15 protein-coding genes, 2 pseudogenes and 1 riboswitch are annotated in these 18,664 nt (G+C 32.8%); of the genes and pseudogenes, 15 read left to right on the forward strand and 2 right to left on the reverse strand.

Annotated features, from left to right (window positions below; all coding sequences use genetic code 11):
- Positions 1–281 precede the first annotated feature (281 nt).
- Together AC1Q8N_RS00510 and AC1Q8N_RS00515 are read left to right on the forward strand one after the other, a co-directional pair.
- Positions 282–683, forward strand: coding sequence for a BlaI/MecI/CopY family transcriptional regulator (locus tag AC1Q8N_RS00510; RefSeq protein ID WP_000661426.1), 402 nt, complete (start codon positions 282–284; stop codon positions 681–683).
- Positions 683–2,605: a M56 family metallopeptidase gene (locus tag AC1Q8N_RS00515; protein ID WP_493520989.1), complete on the forward strand. Its 1,923-nt coding sequence runs from the start codon at positions 683–685 to the stop codon at positions 2,603–2,605. The genes AC1Q8N_RS00510 and AC1Q8N_RS00515 overlap by 1 nt, the downstream gene beginning before the upstream one ends.
- Before the next feature lie 594 nt (positions 2,606–3,199).
- Here AC1Q8N_RS00515 and AC1Q8N_RS00520 read toward each other — a convergent pair.
- Positions 3,200–3,564, reverse strand: a pseudogene (locus AC1Q8N_RS00520) (hypothetical protein).
- Positions 3,565–3,633: 69 nt separating this feature from the next.
- Positions 3,634–4,026: a VOC family protein gene (locus AC1Q8N_RS00525; RefSeq protein WP_048543654.1), complete on the reverse strand. Its 393-nt coding sequence runs from the start codon at positions 4,024–4,026 to the stop codon at positions 3,634–3,636.
- 111 nt (positions 4,027–4,137) lie between these two features.
- On the opposite strand from AC1Q8N_RS00525, the gene AC1Q8N_RS00530 reads away from it, so the two are divergent.
- The 13 genes and pseudogenes from AC1Q8N_RS00530 (at position 4,138) to AC1Q8N_RS00590 (ending at position 18,621) form a co-directional block, all read left to right on the forward strand.
- Positions 4,138–6,447: an AAA domain-containing protein gene (locus AC1Q8N_RS00530; RefSeq protein ID WP_493520990.1), complete on the forward strand. Its 2,310-nt coding sequence runs from the start codon at positions 4,138–4,140 to the stop codon at positions 6,445–6,447.
- 75 nt (positions 6,448–6,522) lie between these two features.
- Positions 6,523–6,624: riboswitch (SAM riboswitch) on the forward strand.
- Positions 6,625–6,712: 88 nt separating this feature from the next.
- Positions 6,713–7,918, forward strand: coding sequence for a M20 family metallopeptidase (locus tag AC1Q8N_RS00535; RefSeq protein ID WP_098080014.1), 1,206 nt, complete (start codon positions 6,713–6,715; stop codon positions 7,916–7,918).
- A gap of 185 nt (positions 7,919–8,103) precedes the next feature.
- A complete protein-coding gene (locus AC1Q8N_RS00540) occupies positions 8,104–8,670 on the forward strand; it encodes a TetR/AcrR family transcriptional regulator (RefSeq protein WP_063259541.1) in 567 nt (188 codons plus the stop codon).
- Between the two features lie 58 nt (positions 8,671–8,728).
- Positions 8,729–10,585 (forward strand): alpha/beta fold hydrolase, encoded by a 1,857-nt coding sequence (locus tag AC1Q8N_RS00545; RefSeq protein WP_493520991.1) that lies wholly within the window; start codon positions 8,729–8,731, stop codon positions 10,583–10,585.
- 622 nt (positions 10,586–11,207) lie between these two features.
- Positions 11,208–12,476 (forward strand): helix-turn-helix domain-containing protein, encoded by a 1,269-nt coding sequence (locus AC1Q8N_RS00550; protein ID WP_001020458.1) that lies wholly within the window; start codon positions 11,208–11,210, stop codon positions 12,474–12,476.
- A gap of 271 nt (positions 12,477–12,747) precedes the next feature.
- On the forward strand, positions 12,748–12,903 hold the full coding sequence (locus tag AC1Q8N_RS00555; RefSeq protein WP_000694268.1) for a hypothetical protein: 156 nt from the start codon (positions 12,748–12,750) through the stop codon (positions 12,901–12,903).
- Positions 12,904–13,245: 342 nt separating this feature from the next.
- Complete coding sequence (locus tag AC1Q8N_RS00560; RefSeq protein ID WP_098847499.1) at positions 13,246–13,878, forward strand: hypothetical protein; 633 nt, start codon at positions 13,246–13,248, stop codon at positions 13,876–13,878.
- A gap of 139 nt (positions 13,879–14,017) precedes the next feature.
- Positions 14,018–14,143 (forward strand): annotated as a pseudogene (locus tag AC1Q8N_RS00565) (class II lanthipeptide, LchA2/BrtA2 family); the annotation flags it as partial.
- 37 nt (positions 14,144–14,180) lie between these two features.
- The gene (locus AC1Q8N_RS00570) at positions 14,181–15,107 is read left to right on the forward strand and encodes an ABC transporter ATP-binding protein (RefSeq protein WP_002160127.1); all 927 of its coding nucleotides are present in this window, start codon (positions 14,181–14,183) and stop codon (positions 15,105–15,107) included.
- Complete coding sequence (locus AC1Q8N_RS00575) at positions 15,104–15,847, forward strand: ABC transporter permease (protein WP_098080010.1); 744 nt, start codon at positions 15,104–15,106, stop codon at positions 15,845–15,847. The genes AC1Q8N_RS00570 and AC1Q8N_RS00575 overlap by 4 nt, the downstream gene beginning before the upstream one ends.
- A gap of 15 nt (positions 15,848–15,862) precedes the next feature.
- Positions 15,863–16,600 (forward strand): ABC transporter permease, encoded by a 738-nt coding sequence (locus AC1Q8N_RS00580; protein ID WP_000609080.1) that lies wholly within the window; start codon positions 15,863–15,865, stop codon positions 16,598–16,600.
- 597 nt (positions 16,601–17,197) lie between these two features.
- Positions 17,198–17,644 carry a MarR family winged helix-turn-helix transcriptional regulator gene (locus AC1Q8N_RS00585; RefSeq protein ID WP_000817661.1) on the forward strand — a complete coding sequence of 149 codons (447 nt, stop codon included), beginning with the start codon at positions 17,198–17,200 and terminating at the stop codon, positions 17,642–17,644.
- Positions 17,645–17,676: 32 nt separating this feature from the next.
- Positions 17,677–18,621, forward strand: coding sequence for an acetyl-CoA carboxylase carboxyltransferase subunit alpha (locus AC1Q8N_RS00590; RefSeq protein ID WP_000052085.1), 945 nt, complete (start codon positions 17,677–17,679; stop codon positions 18,619–18,621).
- Positions 18,622–18,664 lie beyond the last annotated feature (43 nt).

The following is an 18,664-nucleotide window of genomic DNA, read 5'->3' on the forward strand; positions in this document are numbered from 1 at the left end:
GACAAGAAAATGGGTACTTTTTAAAAACGGAATATACTAATTAAGTGTGAAATTAAAATTCAATTTTATATTAGTAACAAAAAATATTTATGAAGCATCTACTTTTTTGTCTCATTAGGAGGACATGAAGTTCTATACTTATGTTAATTTTTTTCGTCCTTATGTTGATGGGCATAGGAAAGGATTTCAAAATATAAAATAAGATTGACAATGCAAGATTACAAGTGTAATATTCAGTTACGGATTACAAATGTAATCCGACGGAGGTGTAATTTAAACTAATGAAAGAATTACCTAAAATTTCAGAAGCTGAGTTAGAAGTAATGAAAGTACTGTGGTCAAAATCTCCACAAACCGCAAATGAAGTGATTGAAGAGTTAGAGAAGAAAATGGATTGGAAACCCAAAACGATTCGAACACTAATTAATCGATTAGTTCACAAAGAAGCAGTTGCTTACCATCAAGATAAAGGGCGTATGTACGCTTATTATCCTTTGGTATCGCAAGATAGTTATTTACAAGTAGAAACAAAATCTTTGCTTAAACGTTTCTATGGTGCAGCATTTAAACCTTTACTTGTAAATTTCTTAAAAGAAGAAAAGCTGTCTTCAGAAGATATTAACGAACTTAAACGTATTCTGGATGAGAAAACTGAGGAAAATCAGAGGAAGGATAGATTATAGTGATAGAAAAATTTGTAAATATCTATCTACCTGCTTTTTTTGATTGGATGATTGAGACTTCCATTATGGCTAGTATATTAGTGGGCCTAATCTTGTGTATCAAGGTCTTGTTTAGAAATAAGTTAACGCCACGTTGGCAATATATGCTATGGATCATATTAATTATAAGACTTGTATTACCTTGGTCGCCAGATAGTTCCTATAGTATCTATTCTGTTCTTACTTACAAGAATGATGATGCATTCATTTCTAGGGGAAATCCTGTAGCTAAGTTTCTTACAAAAGAGAGTACGCAAGAATTAAAAGGTATAGACGATACAAAGGTTCTCACAAAAGAAGATACTTATACCTCAAGTTCAACAAAAACTGTTCAGACAAATAAGACACAAACAGGCATGAATAAAAAGCAGGATGGTGAGCCAATTCCGTTCTATACAATTTGTATATACATTTGGCTTACTGGTGTTATCCTTTTAAGTGTTGCTACTTTTATAATGAACAGGCGTTTATTACTTTACATAAAAAAACAACCTGTTATTACAGACGAGAAGATTGTCCAGCTTTTTGAAAAGTGTAAGCAATCTATGTCTATTCAACGGAATATCCCTCTATTTGTATCTGGAAAGGTTTCCAGTCCAACAGTGTTTGGATTTATTCGTCCCAAGTTGCTATTGTCAACTGTACATATGAAAATATTAGATGAGCAACAGTTACGATATATTTTTCATCATGAATTAGCTCACATCAAGCGAAGAGATGTTGGTGTGAACTGGCTTATGCATGGCTTACTAATTTTAAATTGGTTTAATCCCATTCTATGGTATGCCTACTCATGTATGCGGGAAGATCAAGAACTAGCATGCGATGCATTAGCTCTTACATGTATAGATGCAGAGGAGCGAATTGCGTATGGACATACTATTATTAGTCTATTGGAACACTACTCAAGTTATTATCAAGTACCAAGTATAGCAAATTTTAGTGAAAACAAGAGAGCGTTAAAAAGGAGAATTCTAATGATTAAAAAATTCCCAAAAAAATCATATCGTTGGTCTGCGATAGGGGCTGTGGCAGTTATTGCAGTTTCATCTGTATCCTTATTAAACGCCCGTGCTGATAAGCCGACTAACCCTGAGAAACAACAAATAGAAGTGAAAAATAATATGAAAGAATTAAAAACACAAACCGATATTCCTATACAGAAAATTGTAGAAAAAATGATTGGTACAAAAGAACGGGCAGATGCAGAATTTTTTGTTTCAGAGGGAGAGTATAATACTTTACTTAAAGAAGTTGGTTTGGCACGAAATCTGTTTACAAAAGAAGAATTTGAACGATTTATTGATTTAGAAACAGAAGCATATACTTTGGGTAAAAAAGTAAAGTTAGTAGGAAGTCCTGAAAAGTTAGATTCAGAAGAACAAAAAAAATATCAGAAAAACAGTGAAGAAATTGGACCATTTAGACAGAAAATTACTTCGGAATTTAGATTAACTAAAAAGGAAGCACAGAAATATGTTGATTTTCCAATTAATGCCCCAAGTTATGTGGTAAAAGGGTTTAAATTAACTGGAGAAGGTGTTACAACACCGAAGACTACTGGAAAAATGAATCCCGATTTTATTTATGAATATCAAAATCAAAGTAAAGATAATGTATATATTGTGCACCAATCTGCAGTTACTGATGAGGGAAAAGAATTCTCGAATAAAAGAGCGGAGTATAATGAAAAGGTAACAAATTATGAATTAGAAGGTACAAAAATAACCTTAGTTGAAAGTCTTGATACAGAGGAAACCTATAAAGTAATGCAAATGATTGTTCCTGCAAAAGGAAAGAATAGCGCTTATCAAGTCTTAATTCTTGCAGGTGATTTAAGTAAAGAAGAAACAGAGAAAATCATGCTATCCTTTTTAAAATAAAAATAGAGTCTCAGGATTTCGTCCCTGAGGCTCTATTTTTTTAACATAAACGAAACCATTAAGTGAGAAGAGAAATTGGTATAGTCTATATAATGAGAAAGTAAGATGAAATGTACTTTTGTTAGCTTGATCGAGGTGGAGAAAGATTATATGAAAAATAACAATTTAAAACATAAATTGAATCAAGGTAGATATATTATATGGAGAACAGGAGGGAATTAAGCTGGAAAAGCAGGGAAAATTCTACGGCAGTCTCTTTTCTGCTTTGAGGTTGAAAATGATTTTGGGAAATATGACCTCAAAATAATTCATCTCCTTTTTTGAAACTTAATATAATTATTCGTATTCGAATTTAATAGTGTGGCTTATTTATCTGCCCATGTTTATCCAATAAAATTGATAAAGTTCTATTATATCTGTCTATACATGTTGCAAAATATGAAAGAAAATATAATTTTGTAACATGTATAGCGAATTTTGTTTGACTTATGTTGTTTTTACAGGAGTGTAACAGAAAAAGCAAGAAAAGACCTGATAACAGGTCCGTTTTTGTCTTTGTTTTGGCATATAATCAATTATGTTGTTTCCCACGCATTAATATGAGCCAAGATGAAAGAAATAGGGAAACACCCTAATTTTTTTATTTCTATAATAAAATAAGATTATTAAGTCGAATGTGACAATAATAATTAGAAGTAATAAGTGTATAAGTGTATAAGTGCATCAGTTTTACCGTGTAATAAAGAATTTATAAAGACATCCCATTCTGTTCCATAGGGAGGCTCTGCCCAATTTCGTTGCAGTCCTAACACAATTCCATTTATGAAAAAGATAATACTTAATAGAATTCTTCCAACAAATAAGGCAGCTACTTTTAAATTCCAATGCTTTATCTTGATTACGTAAAGGATTGGAAAGAGCATAAGTATCCAAAAAACGATAATAAAAACTGTATTCATCAGTTTCTACTCCTTATGTTGATAATAAATTTATTATCCCGCTAATTGTAGGCTGACTAAAGTCTCACTTTATCTCTCCGTTTCAAAAAACTCAATCCATTCTCCGTCAGGACCAGCGAAGAATATGTAACGTGTTCCATCTGGTAATGTTTCAATTTCTTCTCCTAGTAGAAAGGTTACTTTTTGTTTCTTTAGTCTTTCGATTTCATCCTCTAATGAATCCACTTTAAAGCAAATGTGATGTACTTTTCCTTCTGCCGGAAGAGAAGAGTTGTAGCCTTCAATTAATTCAAGTATCGTTTCCTTCGATTCTTCCACACCTAAAAAAGCGAGTTTTAAGTCGGGATTCGGGTGACCCATACGTTTAATGAGCTGTAAGCCAACTACTACTTCATAAAATGAAATAGATGTTTCTAAGTTTGCGACCATAAGACCGACGTGTTCAATTCTTCTAACTGGCATGTAGATCCCTTCTTTCTGAAAATTATATACAATATGTTATTGAAAATTAAGAAAATAAGCAAGATAAAAACCTTACAAATTTTAGCGTGTTTTATGGTATAGTGAGAAAGTATGTTTGGGGAGAAGGAAGGAGATTATACGATGAATACACCTACTCAAACTCCTTCATTATCGGCAACGATGAAAGAGTGGCATTATGCATTAGCGTATGAAATTAAACATTGGAAAACGATAGGTGGTAGTAAAATTTCTATTATGAACGGTCGTTTTTTATATACAGATTATGAAAGTACAGTATACGTATTTCAGCTTATTTCGGAAGTAAGCTTACCTGAAGGTTCACCAATTCGAATTGAGTTTGATGGTGAGGAAGCGACAGGAGAAGTATTATCTGTACATGGATTAGAAATAGAACTGAAATTAAATGATTATATACAAGGTGAAATACGAGAAGCTGTTTTATACAGTGAACCGTGGCAATTGTTAGAGCAACTACAAGAGCGATTGAAAGAGGCACATAAAGATAAGTTAAAACGTAATCGTATAAAGCGTCTTGTTGATGGGACGAGCAGTCCGAAACATATTGAGAAGATGAAAAATCCGAAAAATGAATTGGCGTATCGTTCGTTTTACAATCCGACAACGTACGTGTGGGGACCGCCTGGAACAGGGAAGTCTTACAATTTATCACGTATTATTTCGGCTCATTATCAAAAAGGAAAATCGGTACTTGTATTAGCTCATAGTAATGCGGCAGTAGACGTATTAATGAGCGAAGTAACGAAGCAAATTGAGAAGAAAAAGAAATGGACACCTGGCGAAATTGTTCGTTACGGTTATAGTCAACATGAACATATACGAAATCATGAAACATTACTTACGTCGAAGCTAGTTGAAACGACGAACGGATCTTGGGGAGAAGAAAGACTCTATTTAGAAGAGACACGACAAGATCTTCGTGAAAAGATTTTATCATATAAAGCGACTTCTGCTGATAAGAAGCGTATACAAGAGATTGAAAATGATCTTCGAAAGCAAAAAGCGAAAATTAAAGAAGTAGAAAAAGAATACATTGAAAACGCGAAAGTAATCGGCGCAACTTTATCGAAATGTGCCATTGATTCCCTTATTTATGAGCGTACATTTGATTTAGTTGTCGTAGATGAAGTGAGTATGGCATATGTTCCGCAAATTGCATTAGCTGCTTCACTTGGAAAACGTATTGTCGTTTGTGGTGACTTTTTACAGTTACCTCCAATCGCGATGGCGAACCATGAACTCGTTCGAAAATGGCTCGGGGAAGATATGTTTTACCATGCCGGGATTGTTGAGTCTGTCAATAAATCAGAAGCACATCCGAACCTCTTTATGCTGCAGGAACAAAGACGTATGCATGCGGATATATCGAAGTTTACAAATTCATTTATTTATAAAAATAGAGTATATGATCATCCGTCTGTTTCAGAGCGTAAAGAACTTGCGCGATTGCAACCGTTCGCAAATGAGGCAAGTGTTTTATTTGATACGAGCTTAATGGGAGCCTTTTCGTTAAAAGACGCTGCTTCAGGTTCTCGTTTTAACATTATGTCTGGTTTAGTAGCGATGCAAATGATGTTAATTGGACTGTTAGATGGTGTTCAATCGATCGGTGTTGTTACACCTTACAGGGCACAATCCCGCTTTTTATCAACGTTTATTAGAGAAATGTTGCAGAGAACGAAATATCAAAACATACCAGTTTTAGCAGCAACGGTTCATAAGTTTCAAGGTTCTGAAAGAGATATGATGATATTTGATACGGTGGATAGTTATCCGCAAGAACGACCTGGTGTGTTATTCTTTGACCATAAAAACCATCGCCTCGTCAATGTAGCCGTAACGAGAGCGAGAGGGAAGTTCATTCAATTATCAGATTGCCATTATATGCGTAAAAACCTTTCGAGAAAACAAGCGTTATCACAATTAACGGCTCATATAGAACGTCACGGAGATGTGTATGATCGTACGACATCAAGACAATTGTGGGAACGAAAAATTTCGAAACGTTTACGCTGGTTTATGGAAATGAATCTTGAAGAACCGAAAGGGCTATTGAAAGATATTTTAGCTGCAAAACGAAAAATTATTATTTCACTTCCAAGCACAAAACAAGTGGATAAGCGAGTATGGCAAGCGTTAATGCGTACAAATGCGCAAATAACGGTGTATAGTGATGGACCAGTTCCATTGAAAAATGTAAAGTTACAAAGGCAAAACAAAGCATTCCCGTTTATCGTAATCGATGATGAAATCTTTTGGGCAGGGGCACCGCTCACATCTCAAATGATGTTTGAAGGTAGTACGGAATTTCCGTACGTATGTGCAAGACTGCAAGCACCAGAAACAATTGGTGTGTTAAAAGGGTTTTTAGATATTCGGTAAATTCGGATAGGAATTCCTTGACTTTTGCCTGGAATGAACTTAGAATGAAAATAATTTAATACAATTTTATGAAAATTCTTATCACGAGAGGTTGAGGGACTGGCCCTATGACACCTCGGCAGCGGATTCTTTATGAATACTGTGCCAATTCCAGCAAGGTAACTTGAAAGATAAGAAAGAAGCTCATTTTGACTGTATATACAGAAGCCTCTTTCTATCTTTTAGAAAGAGGCTTTTTTACGTGAAAATAAAAGGAGGAAGAAAAATGGGAGCGACAGGAGTAACGTCACAAAGAAAAACAATTGAAGAGAGTATAGAAAGAAATAAGGAAAAGTACATAGAAACAAGTCATAATATTCATGCGAATCCGGAGATTGGTAACCAAGAATTTTACGCATCAAGAACGTTAAGTTTGTTGTTAGGAAGCGCAGGATTTCAGTTGCAGCACAATATAGCTGGGCATGAAACAGGATTTATCGCGCGAAAAAGTTCAGGGAAACAAGGACCAGTCATTGCATTTTTAGCTGAGTATGACGCTTTACCAGGACTCGGTCATGCATGTGGTCACAATTTAATTGGCACAATTAGCGTTGCAGCAGCGATCGCGTTATCAGAAACGCTTGAGGAAATCGGCGGAGAAGTTGTCGTGTTCGGAACACCAGCAGAAGAGGGTGGGCCAAATGGTAGCGCAAAATCGAGTTATGTGAAAGCTGGCTTATTTAAAAACATTGATGCGGCGCTTATGATTCATCCGAGCGGAAAAACAGCTCCAACGAGTCCATCACTTGCGGTCGATCCACTTGATTTTCATTTTTACGGAAAAACAGCTCATGCAGCAGCCTCACCAGAAGAAGGAATTAACGCATTAGATGCGATTATCCAGCTGTATAACAGTATTAATGCACTTCGCCAACAACTCCCATCAGATGTGAGAATTCATGGTGTTATTACTGAGGGCGGAAAAGCACCTAATATTATTCCTGACTACGCCGCAGCAAGGTTCTTCATCCGCGCAGCAACGAGAAAAAGATGTGCGGAAGTAACAGAGAAAGTAAGAAACGTCGCACAAGGTGCAGCATTAGCAACAGGTACGAAAGTGAAAATTCATCAATTCCAAAATGAAATCGATGAACTACTCGTAACAAAAACATTTAATGACGTCGTAGCCGAAGAATTAGAATTACAAGGTGAAGACGTAAATCGTAAAGAAAGATTTGGCATCGGCTCAACAGACGCAGGAAACGTAAGCCAAGTCGTACCGACCATTCATCCGTACATTAAAATCGGTCCAGACGATTTAATTGCGCATACGAATGAATTTAGAGAAGCAGCACGTTCAGAATTAGGAGATAAAGCATTAATTACATCCGCAAAAGCACTAGCACATACAGCGTATCGATTAATTACGGAAGAAGGGCTGTTAGAGAAGGTGAAGGAAGAGTTTAGAGAGGTGCAGAGGAATCAAGGATAGATGGTTAAAGGGAGTGGGGGAATCCACTCCTTTTCTTTTTTGCGTAACGCTGATGCTAAGATTTTTTTGCAGTAAAATCAATGTTAGTGGAACTTTTTTAATCAAACTTTTTTCTAAATTAACATAAATACTTGCAACATTTAAATTAGTACTGTATAGTTCTAGTTATGACAAAGGTAAAATTAATGAATCAAAAACGTGTGATTGAAGTAGCTGCAACATTATTTTTAGAAAAAGGGTTTGCTTATACAAGTATGGATGAATTAGTACGTGTAAGCAAAGTTTCAAAGTCTAATGTGTATTATCACTTTTCTAATAAGGAAGTATTATTAGAAGGGGTCGTTGATTATTGGATTGAAATGTATCAATCTGCAATTGATGACGTACTTTCTCAGACTCAATTTTTAGTTGAAGATCGTATCCAACTGTTTTTAAAGCAATTATCACAAGGAGTTCAGTCGAGAGAGTATAAGGGGAGCTGTCCATTTATTACTCTTTATATTCAAAGTCCTAAACAGGCCACGCAAATAAAAGAAAAAATAGGTCTTTTTTTTACAGGATTACAAAAGAAAGTTTCTCTATTACTTAAACAAGGGGTAGAGAATGGAGAATTCAGAAATACGATTAATATTGATGAGGTTGCATCACTTTTTATTACAAATCTTGAAGGAGCGTTATTTATTTCAGAAACATTGAAGGATGCAACTGTAATTACGAAAACAGCAGATCATTTTTTAAAATTGCTTCGATAAAAGAAGCTTTTTTTTTACATCAAATTAGTACTGAATAGTACTAAAAAGGAGATTTTATATGAGAACAGTATTTTTAATTGGTGGAACAGGCTTTATTGGAAAACAATTAGTGAAAGAATTAGCCAAAGAGGATGTTAAAATTCTTCTTTTAGTGAGGTCGAAAAGTAAAGCAACACGCCTTTTTCAAGAAAGAGGCATCTTAAAAAAGGAAGTTATGCACTTTATTGAAGGTGATTTGACGAAAATAGATTTAGGTCTAAGTGCTGAAGATAAGGAGAGCGTATTGAAAACGGATGTGATTATTCACGCAGGAGGCCCCATGGATATTCAAGCGACAAGTAAAGAGGCAGCTTCCGTATTTTTAAATGGCGCCAAACATATTAGTGAATTAGCTAAAAGCATTCATCAATTGAAGGGCTTGCAACAATTTATTCATGTTGTAGGTTATATGAGTCCCTTTGATGATAAAAATAGCAAGATTGCAATTGATGTGTTTAAAGAAGGAAACAATTATTTGAAAATAAAAAATCCATATGAGAGAACAAAATTTTTAGCAGATCTTTATATCCGTCACCAGGCATCAGCAGTAGGTTATCCGCTTTCTGTAATTAATCCGCCAACTGTAGTCGGTAGTAGTAAAACAGGGAGTACAGAGCAGATAGCAGGATTAGGTTTGCTTGTGATGAGTATGAGAAGAGGGCTCATGCCAGTGATTCCTGGAGGTAAGGGATATAGGTTACCACTTATTTCAAACGATGAGCTTGCGAAGTTTATTGTGCAGGTTTTCAGATTGGAGCAACCGACTATACAAACATATACACTTGTTGAAGACAAACAGCACGATCAGAACATTGCTGAATTATTAAGTATTATGTCGGAAAGTATGAATATGAGGGCACCAAAAATCTCTGTCCCAATGCCACTTATGAAAGCAATTATGAATAGTGGAGTAAGTAAAATAACAAAAATTCCTTCTGATGGACTGAATTTTATTACAAAACGAAAATTTTCAAATGTTTCAGCGAAAAAAATTATGGGAGGAGATTGGTTTAAGGAGACGAGTGTAATGAAATTTTTCCCTGCCGTAGTAGCTGATTTGGATTATCGAATGATGCATCAAAATGGCCAGCATAATCATTTATTTAAACGAACATTATGTGATAACATTACCCTTTACCAATTACAAGGAGAGGATAAACCGTTTATTTTATTACATGGTTTATTGAGTGATGGAGAGGATTTATTTCCTTTAGCACAAGAGCTTCATGAAAAAACTGGTCAACCTGTATGGATCTTGGATCTTCCAGGTTTGGGACGTTCTCCTTTTAAACGAGAGAAAAATCTTCTAGATATCTATTTGAATGTAGTGAAAAAGTTATTAGAGAAAGCTACTAATGGTGCACATCTAATTGGTCATTCATTCGGTGCGTTTATTCTTCTGGAAGCATTGGTACAAGAGTACATAGATAAGAAGTATTCAATCACTTTACTTCAGCCGCCTATTGCTAAAAAAAATCCTAAATCGCTAAATGTTCCCCAATTTATGAACAAATGGACATTAAAATTGGCAACTACTAATTTGATAGGGCGTTATTTATTAAGTAATGGTTTGTTTGAAAGTATGGAGAGCATCCCTGAACATTATATCGAAAAAATAAGTAACAGTTTTACTTCTCCTAGAATATTAAATACTACAGTTCAGCTTAACAGTTTACTACTGAAAAACGATCAAGGTGATTTCAATGAAGTAACAAAGTATAATCTTCACATTATTTGGGGGGATTATGACAGAGGTTATTCTGCTCCATCGCATCTTGGTAAGGTTGATTTTGTTCCATATGGCCATCATTTTCCTCTTAGCCATCCGAGTGAAACGGCAACATTAGTAATAAAAAATAGTAATACTATCGGATGAGAGTGTGAGATAAATAAAAAGTTTGTAGTAAGATCGTTGTGTCTTTGAAATAAAATCGTACTGTGTGGGAGCCCGCCCCATCACCATCAAGCTAAGGTTTTGAAGTACCCCCTAAATGAAAATTTTCTTTCTCTATAGTTATTTATTTTGAGAAGTCAGCTCATTTTTTAATTTTAGGGGGTATTTTGTTTTATTAGGTTGATAGCGATGGGACTGTACCCCGTTAATAACAATTAGTAAAATTTAATTAAAAAATTGTGAATTTTTTATAGTTTTTTCTGTATTGTTTTACATGTTTCGTGATTTGAGATAGTTTCTGCAACATATAAGGTTCTTTAATTATTTTATCGTTTTTAGACAGAAGACTTTTATTTTAAAGATCTGAAGGTATAAAAGATAAATTTTGTTAGGCGTAAGTATGAGTAAATTGGTATAATGTAGTAATATAAGTAGAAGGTGGAAAATCCGGTATTAGTAAATCGGGCATCCAAATAAGTATTAATAACATTTCCCTCTCTGAACATAAAACTATACACATACTATGATAGATAATATAGGCGTTATTCTTATTATATTGCCCTAAAATAATCAAACCAGGTTATTCGAAGAAAGGAGTGGAAATATGAATATTGGTGAACGTATTCGACAAATCCGTATACATAAAGAATTTACGCAAGGGGAATTAGTATCAGAAATATGCTCTATAACGTATTTAAGCAGAATTGAAAATGGACAAATTAAACCTTCTGTTTCTTTTTTAGAAAAGGTCGCTAAAAAGATGGAAGTTGATTACAATTTTCTTGTAGATGAAGATTATGGGGATATAGAACCTATGCTCCTTGGAATATGTAATAAGTATAAAAATGATAAAATTATAAGTGAAAAAGATTTATCTTCTTTAGAACTGTATGTTCGTGATATAGACTCTATTCTTTTATTATTAAAGGCTTATGGTGTTTTAATATACTATCATTCCCGAAATAATAACTTAGTATATGTAGAAGCAATTGTAAATCAGGCTGTGCAAGTTATTCCAAATCAAATAGACCTCCAGTATACCGAAGATTATATATATTATTTAATGGCTCGAGGTTATTATTTTTATAATAAACAAGATTATATGGCTGCACATGAAATCTACGTGAAGATAGAGAGTTTACTTGATCTAGAAGAAACTACTCAACACGCCAGTGTATATTATAATCTGTGTCTTGTAAATAAAGCGCTGTATAAAGATAAAAGCATTAGTCGTTTGTATGCGCAGAAAGCTTACAAAATATTTTTGAGATTTAATATAAAGAATAAAGTAATAGATACTTTGTTAATGCTCGCAATACTGTATGATTTAGATGGATTATATGACAGGGCTCTTGAATGCTTACAGCAGGCAGAAAGTAGGTTGGAAGATAAAGGAGATTCTATGTATTCACCTATAATCTCGTATAATTATGGGAAAATTTATCAAGGTTTAAAAGACTATACTAATGCTATTAAGTACTATGAAGAATGTTTGCAATTAAGTGAGTTTCTCGAACAAAAACATCAAAAGGTATACGCATTACGAAGCTTAATAGAGATTCATATAGAATTTAAAGATTGGAAAACTGTTAATAAATTTATGGATGAAGCGTTTGATTTATTATCAATTTTTGATGTACCTTACGCTAATGTTCAACTATATGGATTGAAGGGGAAGATATCTAGATTAAGAGGAGATGATTATGGATATGAAAAACAGATGCAAAAAGCAATTGAAATTGGTTTAGAAAAGAAACAATATCCTTTAGTAAGTGAACTGGCTCATGAACTAGGAGACTATTTTTTTGATAATCGCGCTTATAAAATGTCAGCAAAATATCTAAAAATATCAATTGAAAATTCGACGAATTAAAACAAACTAAAAATACATAGATAGAGGGAGATTAATCAAGGATCTTGGTAATGATATCCGCAATATCCCCTCTATGTGATTCTGCAGTAATAGTAGGTATTGGATTAATATAATTTAACATAAGATAAATCACAAATAAAATTGGTTAAATAGGTAACTTGTTTTTATAAAAAAAGGAATTATAAATCAAAATTTTTTACTAATTCCGTGTAACAAAGGACATCCATTAGTATTTAAATTAACAAAGCAACTACTACTGGAGGTTGGAATTATGAAAATCAAAAAAATTTATGTCATTCTTACTACAGCTATTATGTTATCCGGTATTTCTTTATTTGAAAATATAACTAGTACAGATACTACACAAAATGTAGCTGCACAAACTAGTATAGAAGACATCTCAATCAACCAGGTGCTGATTAATTAATCCCCCCATATTCAAGATTTCCTTCAAATACATACCCTTATTAAATAATCCATAGATAAAAAACAGGCGGAAAGTAAGTTCCACCTGTTTTTTTTATTATATTAACTTTGCTTTAAACGAAACTAAGTAGTTAATTTTATTTTCAACAATAGCAATATTTTTATTTGTACAAGGTTAAATCCTATAGAAACTTTCCTGAATTACAAAACATGTAAAATAATATAGAAAAAAACAACAATAATTTTAAATATTTTTAACTGAATTTTACTTATTGTTATTAACATAAATTAACACGTATATTTTAGATACAGAAAGTCAAACAGCAAGGAGGTGGTTAATCTGATGCTAGAGACAAAAAGTTCTATAGATATGATAAACAATATAAATTATCATTTGGATCTTGGTAGGAAAAATAATCAACGTTTAAAAAACTTTTCAAATGAACAAGACGTATTGCCATATCATGTTTACAAACAGCAATTGAATAAACAAGCATCCCAAAAAGAATCGATTAGTCTAGCTCAACCGTTTATTCATATTAATACTTTAGCACAAATTCTATATGAAGCATTTCACAATCAAATATTTACAGCTTTGGCACCTATTCTATTTGTTTTTCAACCGAATATTGTAACTGGTATATCTACCCCAGGTGCTTATGCAATAGATTTTTATAATGATTATTTTATTCATTTAAAAGGCATCAATGTTCAAGAATTTAAGGCTGGAATAGGTGAAGAAAAAGGACCTATAGCTATTGGATATATAATAAACCAAAGCGAAAGCATTCAGCATTCAAAAGAATTTATGTATCCAAAGTTACAGGACCAAACTACAGAGTGTATGTTAGCCTTACAAAAGCAATTGCACATACATGGAGAGTTAGAAGAGCAAATTCAGCTATCAGTTGATTTCAAGAAAATAATGATGCCTTTAATCGTCTTACAATGGATTAAACAGACAGCTTTATATTAAAGGAATAAAAAAGGTTTAGATGTTATAGAAGGCAACATAAATTACCTTCTATAACATCTAAACCTGTCACCAATCTTTGTTAATGAAATTTGAAGTACTCTAATATTTGTTTCCTGAACATTCTAAAAAGATGGTTACTATGTCTAAAAATGAAAAATTAGCTAAATTACGTAATCAAGAATTTGATACAAAAAAATTAATTGGTGCAATCGATGAAGATGAATTGAAAAAAATAGCGGGTGCCGGAGATGTGTCTCCAGAGTCGTGTAATTGATTTAAAATTCTAACGTCAGGTGGTTGATATGATGAATAATCAAGTTTTAAACATTAAAGGTTTGCATAAAAAATATAAAGACAAACATGTTTTAAAAGGGATTGATTTAACTATAAAAAAGGGTGAAATATTTGGATTATTAGGCCCGAATGGCGCTGGTAAATCTACATTTTTTAAAATCATTTTAGGATTGATAGAGGCTGATGAGGGAACTGTAGAAGTATTGGGAATGGATATACAAAAGAATAGAATAGAAATCTTATCTAAAACAGGTTCATTAATTGAAGCTCCAACCTTTTACGAGCATTTATCCGGATACGAAAACTTGTTAATTGCTTCTAAAATGAAAAATGTTCATGATAAAGAACATATAAAAGAACTTTTGAATTTATTTAAACTATATGAGGATCGAAATCGTGCTTTTAAAAAATATTCTCTTGGTATGAAACAACGTTTAGGATTAGCTGCTGCTTTCATAAATAACCCTGAATTATTAATATTAGATGAACCTACTAATGGCTTAGATCCACAGGGAGTTTATGAAGTGAAAGAATTAATAAAAAAAGCTCCAAAAATGTTTAATTCTACCATAATCCTTTCAAGTCATATTTTAAGTGAAGTGGAACAAATGGCTGATCATATCGGGATTATTCATCATGGAGAAATAAAGTACCAAGGTTTATTATCTTCTTTACAAAATAAACAATCATTAAATATTGTTGAAATTAGTGTTAATAATATGACTCTTACTGATAAATTACTTGAACAATCCAATTATACATTCAATGTAAATAATAACATCTTTAGTATTGAATATAACGATGAAAAATCACTGAATGATATTCAACAACTATTAGTAACGAATCAGATTTTTATTCAATCTTTCCAAACCAAAAAGCAAAATTTAGAGGAAGCATATTTAGATATTGTTGAACAAGGTGCTGTAAGTGTATGAGAAATGTATTAGCCACTGAGTATATAAAATATAGAAAAAGTCATTTTTGGTTTTTGGTTATCTTAGGACCTATTATACTTGCATTAGGTGAATTTGCTGGACTAAATTACTATAGTAATTCTCATACTATTAAATTAGAAACTATATTCGGTATAAATTTGCAACTTTTAAAATACATCTTAAACTTTTTTATTGTGTTTATTATAGCTAGTGTAAACAATGTCGAATATAAAAATTCTACGTGGAAAAGAACATTTACGTATCCAGTACAGAAATTTAGTGTGTATGTAAATAAATTCCTTGTTGTTATGGTTGCTCTTATTATTACAACCGTAATACATATGATTTGTACAGTATTGTTACTTCCATGTTTAGGTATTTCTTTAGATATGGTTTCCATGCAGCATGTGTTTGTTTTTACGTTATATCCATTTCTTATTAGCATCCCATTTTGCGCTTTGGCGTTCATTATATCCATTAATGTATCGAATCAATCAGTGATCGTTGCACTAGCTCTAGCTTCGTATCTTTTCGGCGATATATTAAGCTCAACTAAGCTTTGGTGGTTTCCTATTTCATATCAAATCTTATATTTTCCAATCAATTATGTGAATAATCTAGATGTTTTTAATACGTTATGGTCATACGATAAATGGTACATGCTAGCAGGAATTCCTATTACTATTCTTATTTTAGGAATTGGATACATCTTATTTATTAAAATAGATAATAAAAACTAACAAAGGAGATCTCAAATGATAAATTTAATTTATTCCGATTGGATAAAAATAAGAAAACACCCACAACAAATTACATTTTTCATCTTAGCACTTTGTCCGATTATATATTCAATGATTATGTATACTAAATTCGTGGTAGGAGAGTATAATCACGGTTTGGATAATTCATGGATGGGCGTATGGATGTTTATATCTTTTTTCTATGTTGGTTTTTTTCTCCCTGTCATTTCAGGGATGGTAACAGCCTTCTTGTGTCAGTTTGAAAACAAAACCAATTGGAAAATAATGCATCTATCTCCAAATACTAATTTTAAAATTGTTTTATCTAAATTTGTATCTAGTGTGTTATTATTTTCTGCAATACACTTAATAGTTTTAATGAGCTTGTATGTATCAGGAATGTATTTTGATTTTACAGATCCATTTCCTTTAGAATTTATGATTAAAGTATTTTTAATTTCTGTTGTTGCGACATTTCCTCTTATAATAGTGCAACTCCTATTATTCTTATTTATAAAAACATCTATCACTTTTACATTTGTTAATATAATCCTATCTTTAATCGGTTTATTTCTTTTTTCAGAAGCAAAGTGGGGATTTGGATATTTATGGTCTTTACCATTCAAGTCTACAGAATTAGTTGATCAAGATATATTATCTATTACTATATTATTGGTATCAATAGTTGCATTTACCATAGGTATGATTTTAATTACAGTACGTTATGTAAAATTATTGAGAAAGACAGTATAGAAAGAGAAATCGCCCTTAGAGGGACCTGATAGTATCACAGTTAGGTAAACAACAAAAAAAGAGTCCATCTGGTATGATGGACTCTTTTTTTGTTATTTACCTGGAGATTTTTTATGGTGAAAAAAGGCCAATCTTTTCAAATATATACAGAAGAATTGACACTCCTACCTCTAAAGGGGCAAGCTGGCTAACGCCAGTGGACTTCTTGCCACCAAAGGCGACGCTCGTGCTGACATGTAAGATTGCCATCACTCTCACAAAAGACCATATAGGGGTAGAGTCACATACCCATCAAGCTAAGATTTTAAAGTACCCCCTAAATGGAAATTTTGTATTTTTATAGCATCGAAGCTTATTTTTCTCTTTTTGGGTAGTTTTATTTTCTTAGCTTGATTGCGATGAGCGGTACCTCATAAAGGCCCCTGATACATAATTGATGTTCTGCCATTTGTAGAAAACAATCCACTTATACCATTTTAACAAGAAGAAATATCTCGTCCATGTTGTAATATTGGCTTACGTTAAGCTTGTGAAAAAAACATATCCATGTATAATACAATTGATGTATGATACATTAGTTGTAGGAGGGTGGCCTTTTTGAAAAGAGAAGATGCCTTAAAACTAAGAACAGATATTAAGAAAATGATTATAATAACTGGGGTTTTTGAATCTCAAAATTTGCCCAATGGACCATTTGAAAAACCTTTACCAACTTCTCAAATGATGGCGTTAGAGGAACTAGAGGTGGAAAAATTAACTGTTTGGCAACTATCCAATAAACTTAGATTAGAGACTTCAACTGTAAGTAGATTGGTAGATAAGTTAGTAAAAAAGGGGCTTATTTATCGTGAAGTAAATGAAAAAAATAGAAGAGAACTTTTTCTGCACCTCACAGAAAAAGGTCACATAACTGTTAATTGCTTAAGAGAGCAATCCATTGCATTTTATCAAAGTATTCTCAATAATTTATCAGAATCAGAACAAAAAATAGTTGTGGATGGTTTTGAATTATTTATTGATTCTATTTCTAAGCCTTTTGATTAGAGTGAGGTAAGTCATAACATTTGGAGGATAAAATGAGTTTGCATTTTGAACGTCCTATTATTGAATTAAAAGAGAAATTTGATGAATTAAAGAAAATTATGAAAGAAAATAATGTAGATTTATCGTCAGAAATTCATGAATTAGAAAAACGTTTAAATAAAATGCAAGATAAAATTTATTCTAATATTACACCTTTTCAACGAGTTCAAATTGCAAGGCTACGTAACCGACCCACGACATTGGACTATATACCTTTATTGTTTACAAACTTTCTCGAACTTCATGGTGATCGATTATATGGTGATGATAAAGCAATGATAGGTGGTATTGCAAAATTTAAAGGAATGCCCGTTACGGTTATTGGTCATCAAAGAGGTAGAAATACAAAGGAAAGTATAGAAAGAAATTTTGGAATGGCACATCCAGAAGGTTATAGAAAAGCGCTAAGGCTTATGAAACAAGCTGATAAATTTAATCGTCCTATTATTACATTTATTGATACAATAGGCGCCTATCCAGGGATAGGGTCTGAAGAACGTGGAATTTCTGAAGCGATAGCTCGAAATCTATTTGAAATGACTACACTTAAAGTGCCAATTGTTTGTATTGTAATTGGAGAGGCATCAAGTGGTGGAGCTCTTGGCATTAGTGTCGGTAACCATATCCATATGTTAGAGTATTCATGGTACTCGGTAATTTCGCCAGAAGGAGCAGCATCTATCCTATGGAAGGACGCTAAGTATGCTCCAGAAGCTGCTGAACATATGAAAATTTCAGCAAAAGATTTAAAACATTTAGGAATTATTGATGAAATCATTCCTGAAATTAAAGGTGGAGCACAAAATGATATAAAATCACAGGCAAAAATGATTGAATCTGTAATCGAATCATCTCTAAAAAAATTGATACTATTATCCTCGGAAGAGCTTATACAACAGCGGTATGAAAAGTATAGACAAATAGAGAATTATAAATGAAAATATTTAAAGTCCGTATTACATTTCGGAGGATTCTCGCAAA

The organism is Bacillus sp. GW823-FHT06B01 (assembly GCF_058952315.1).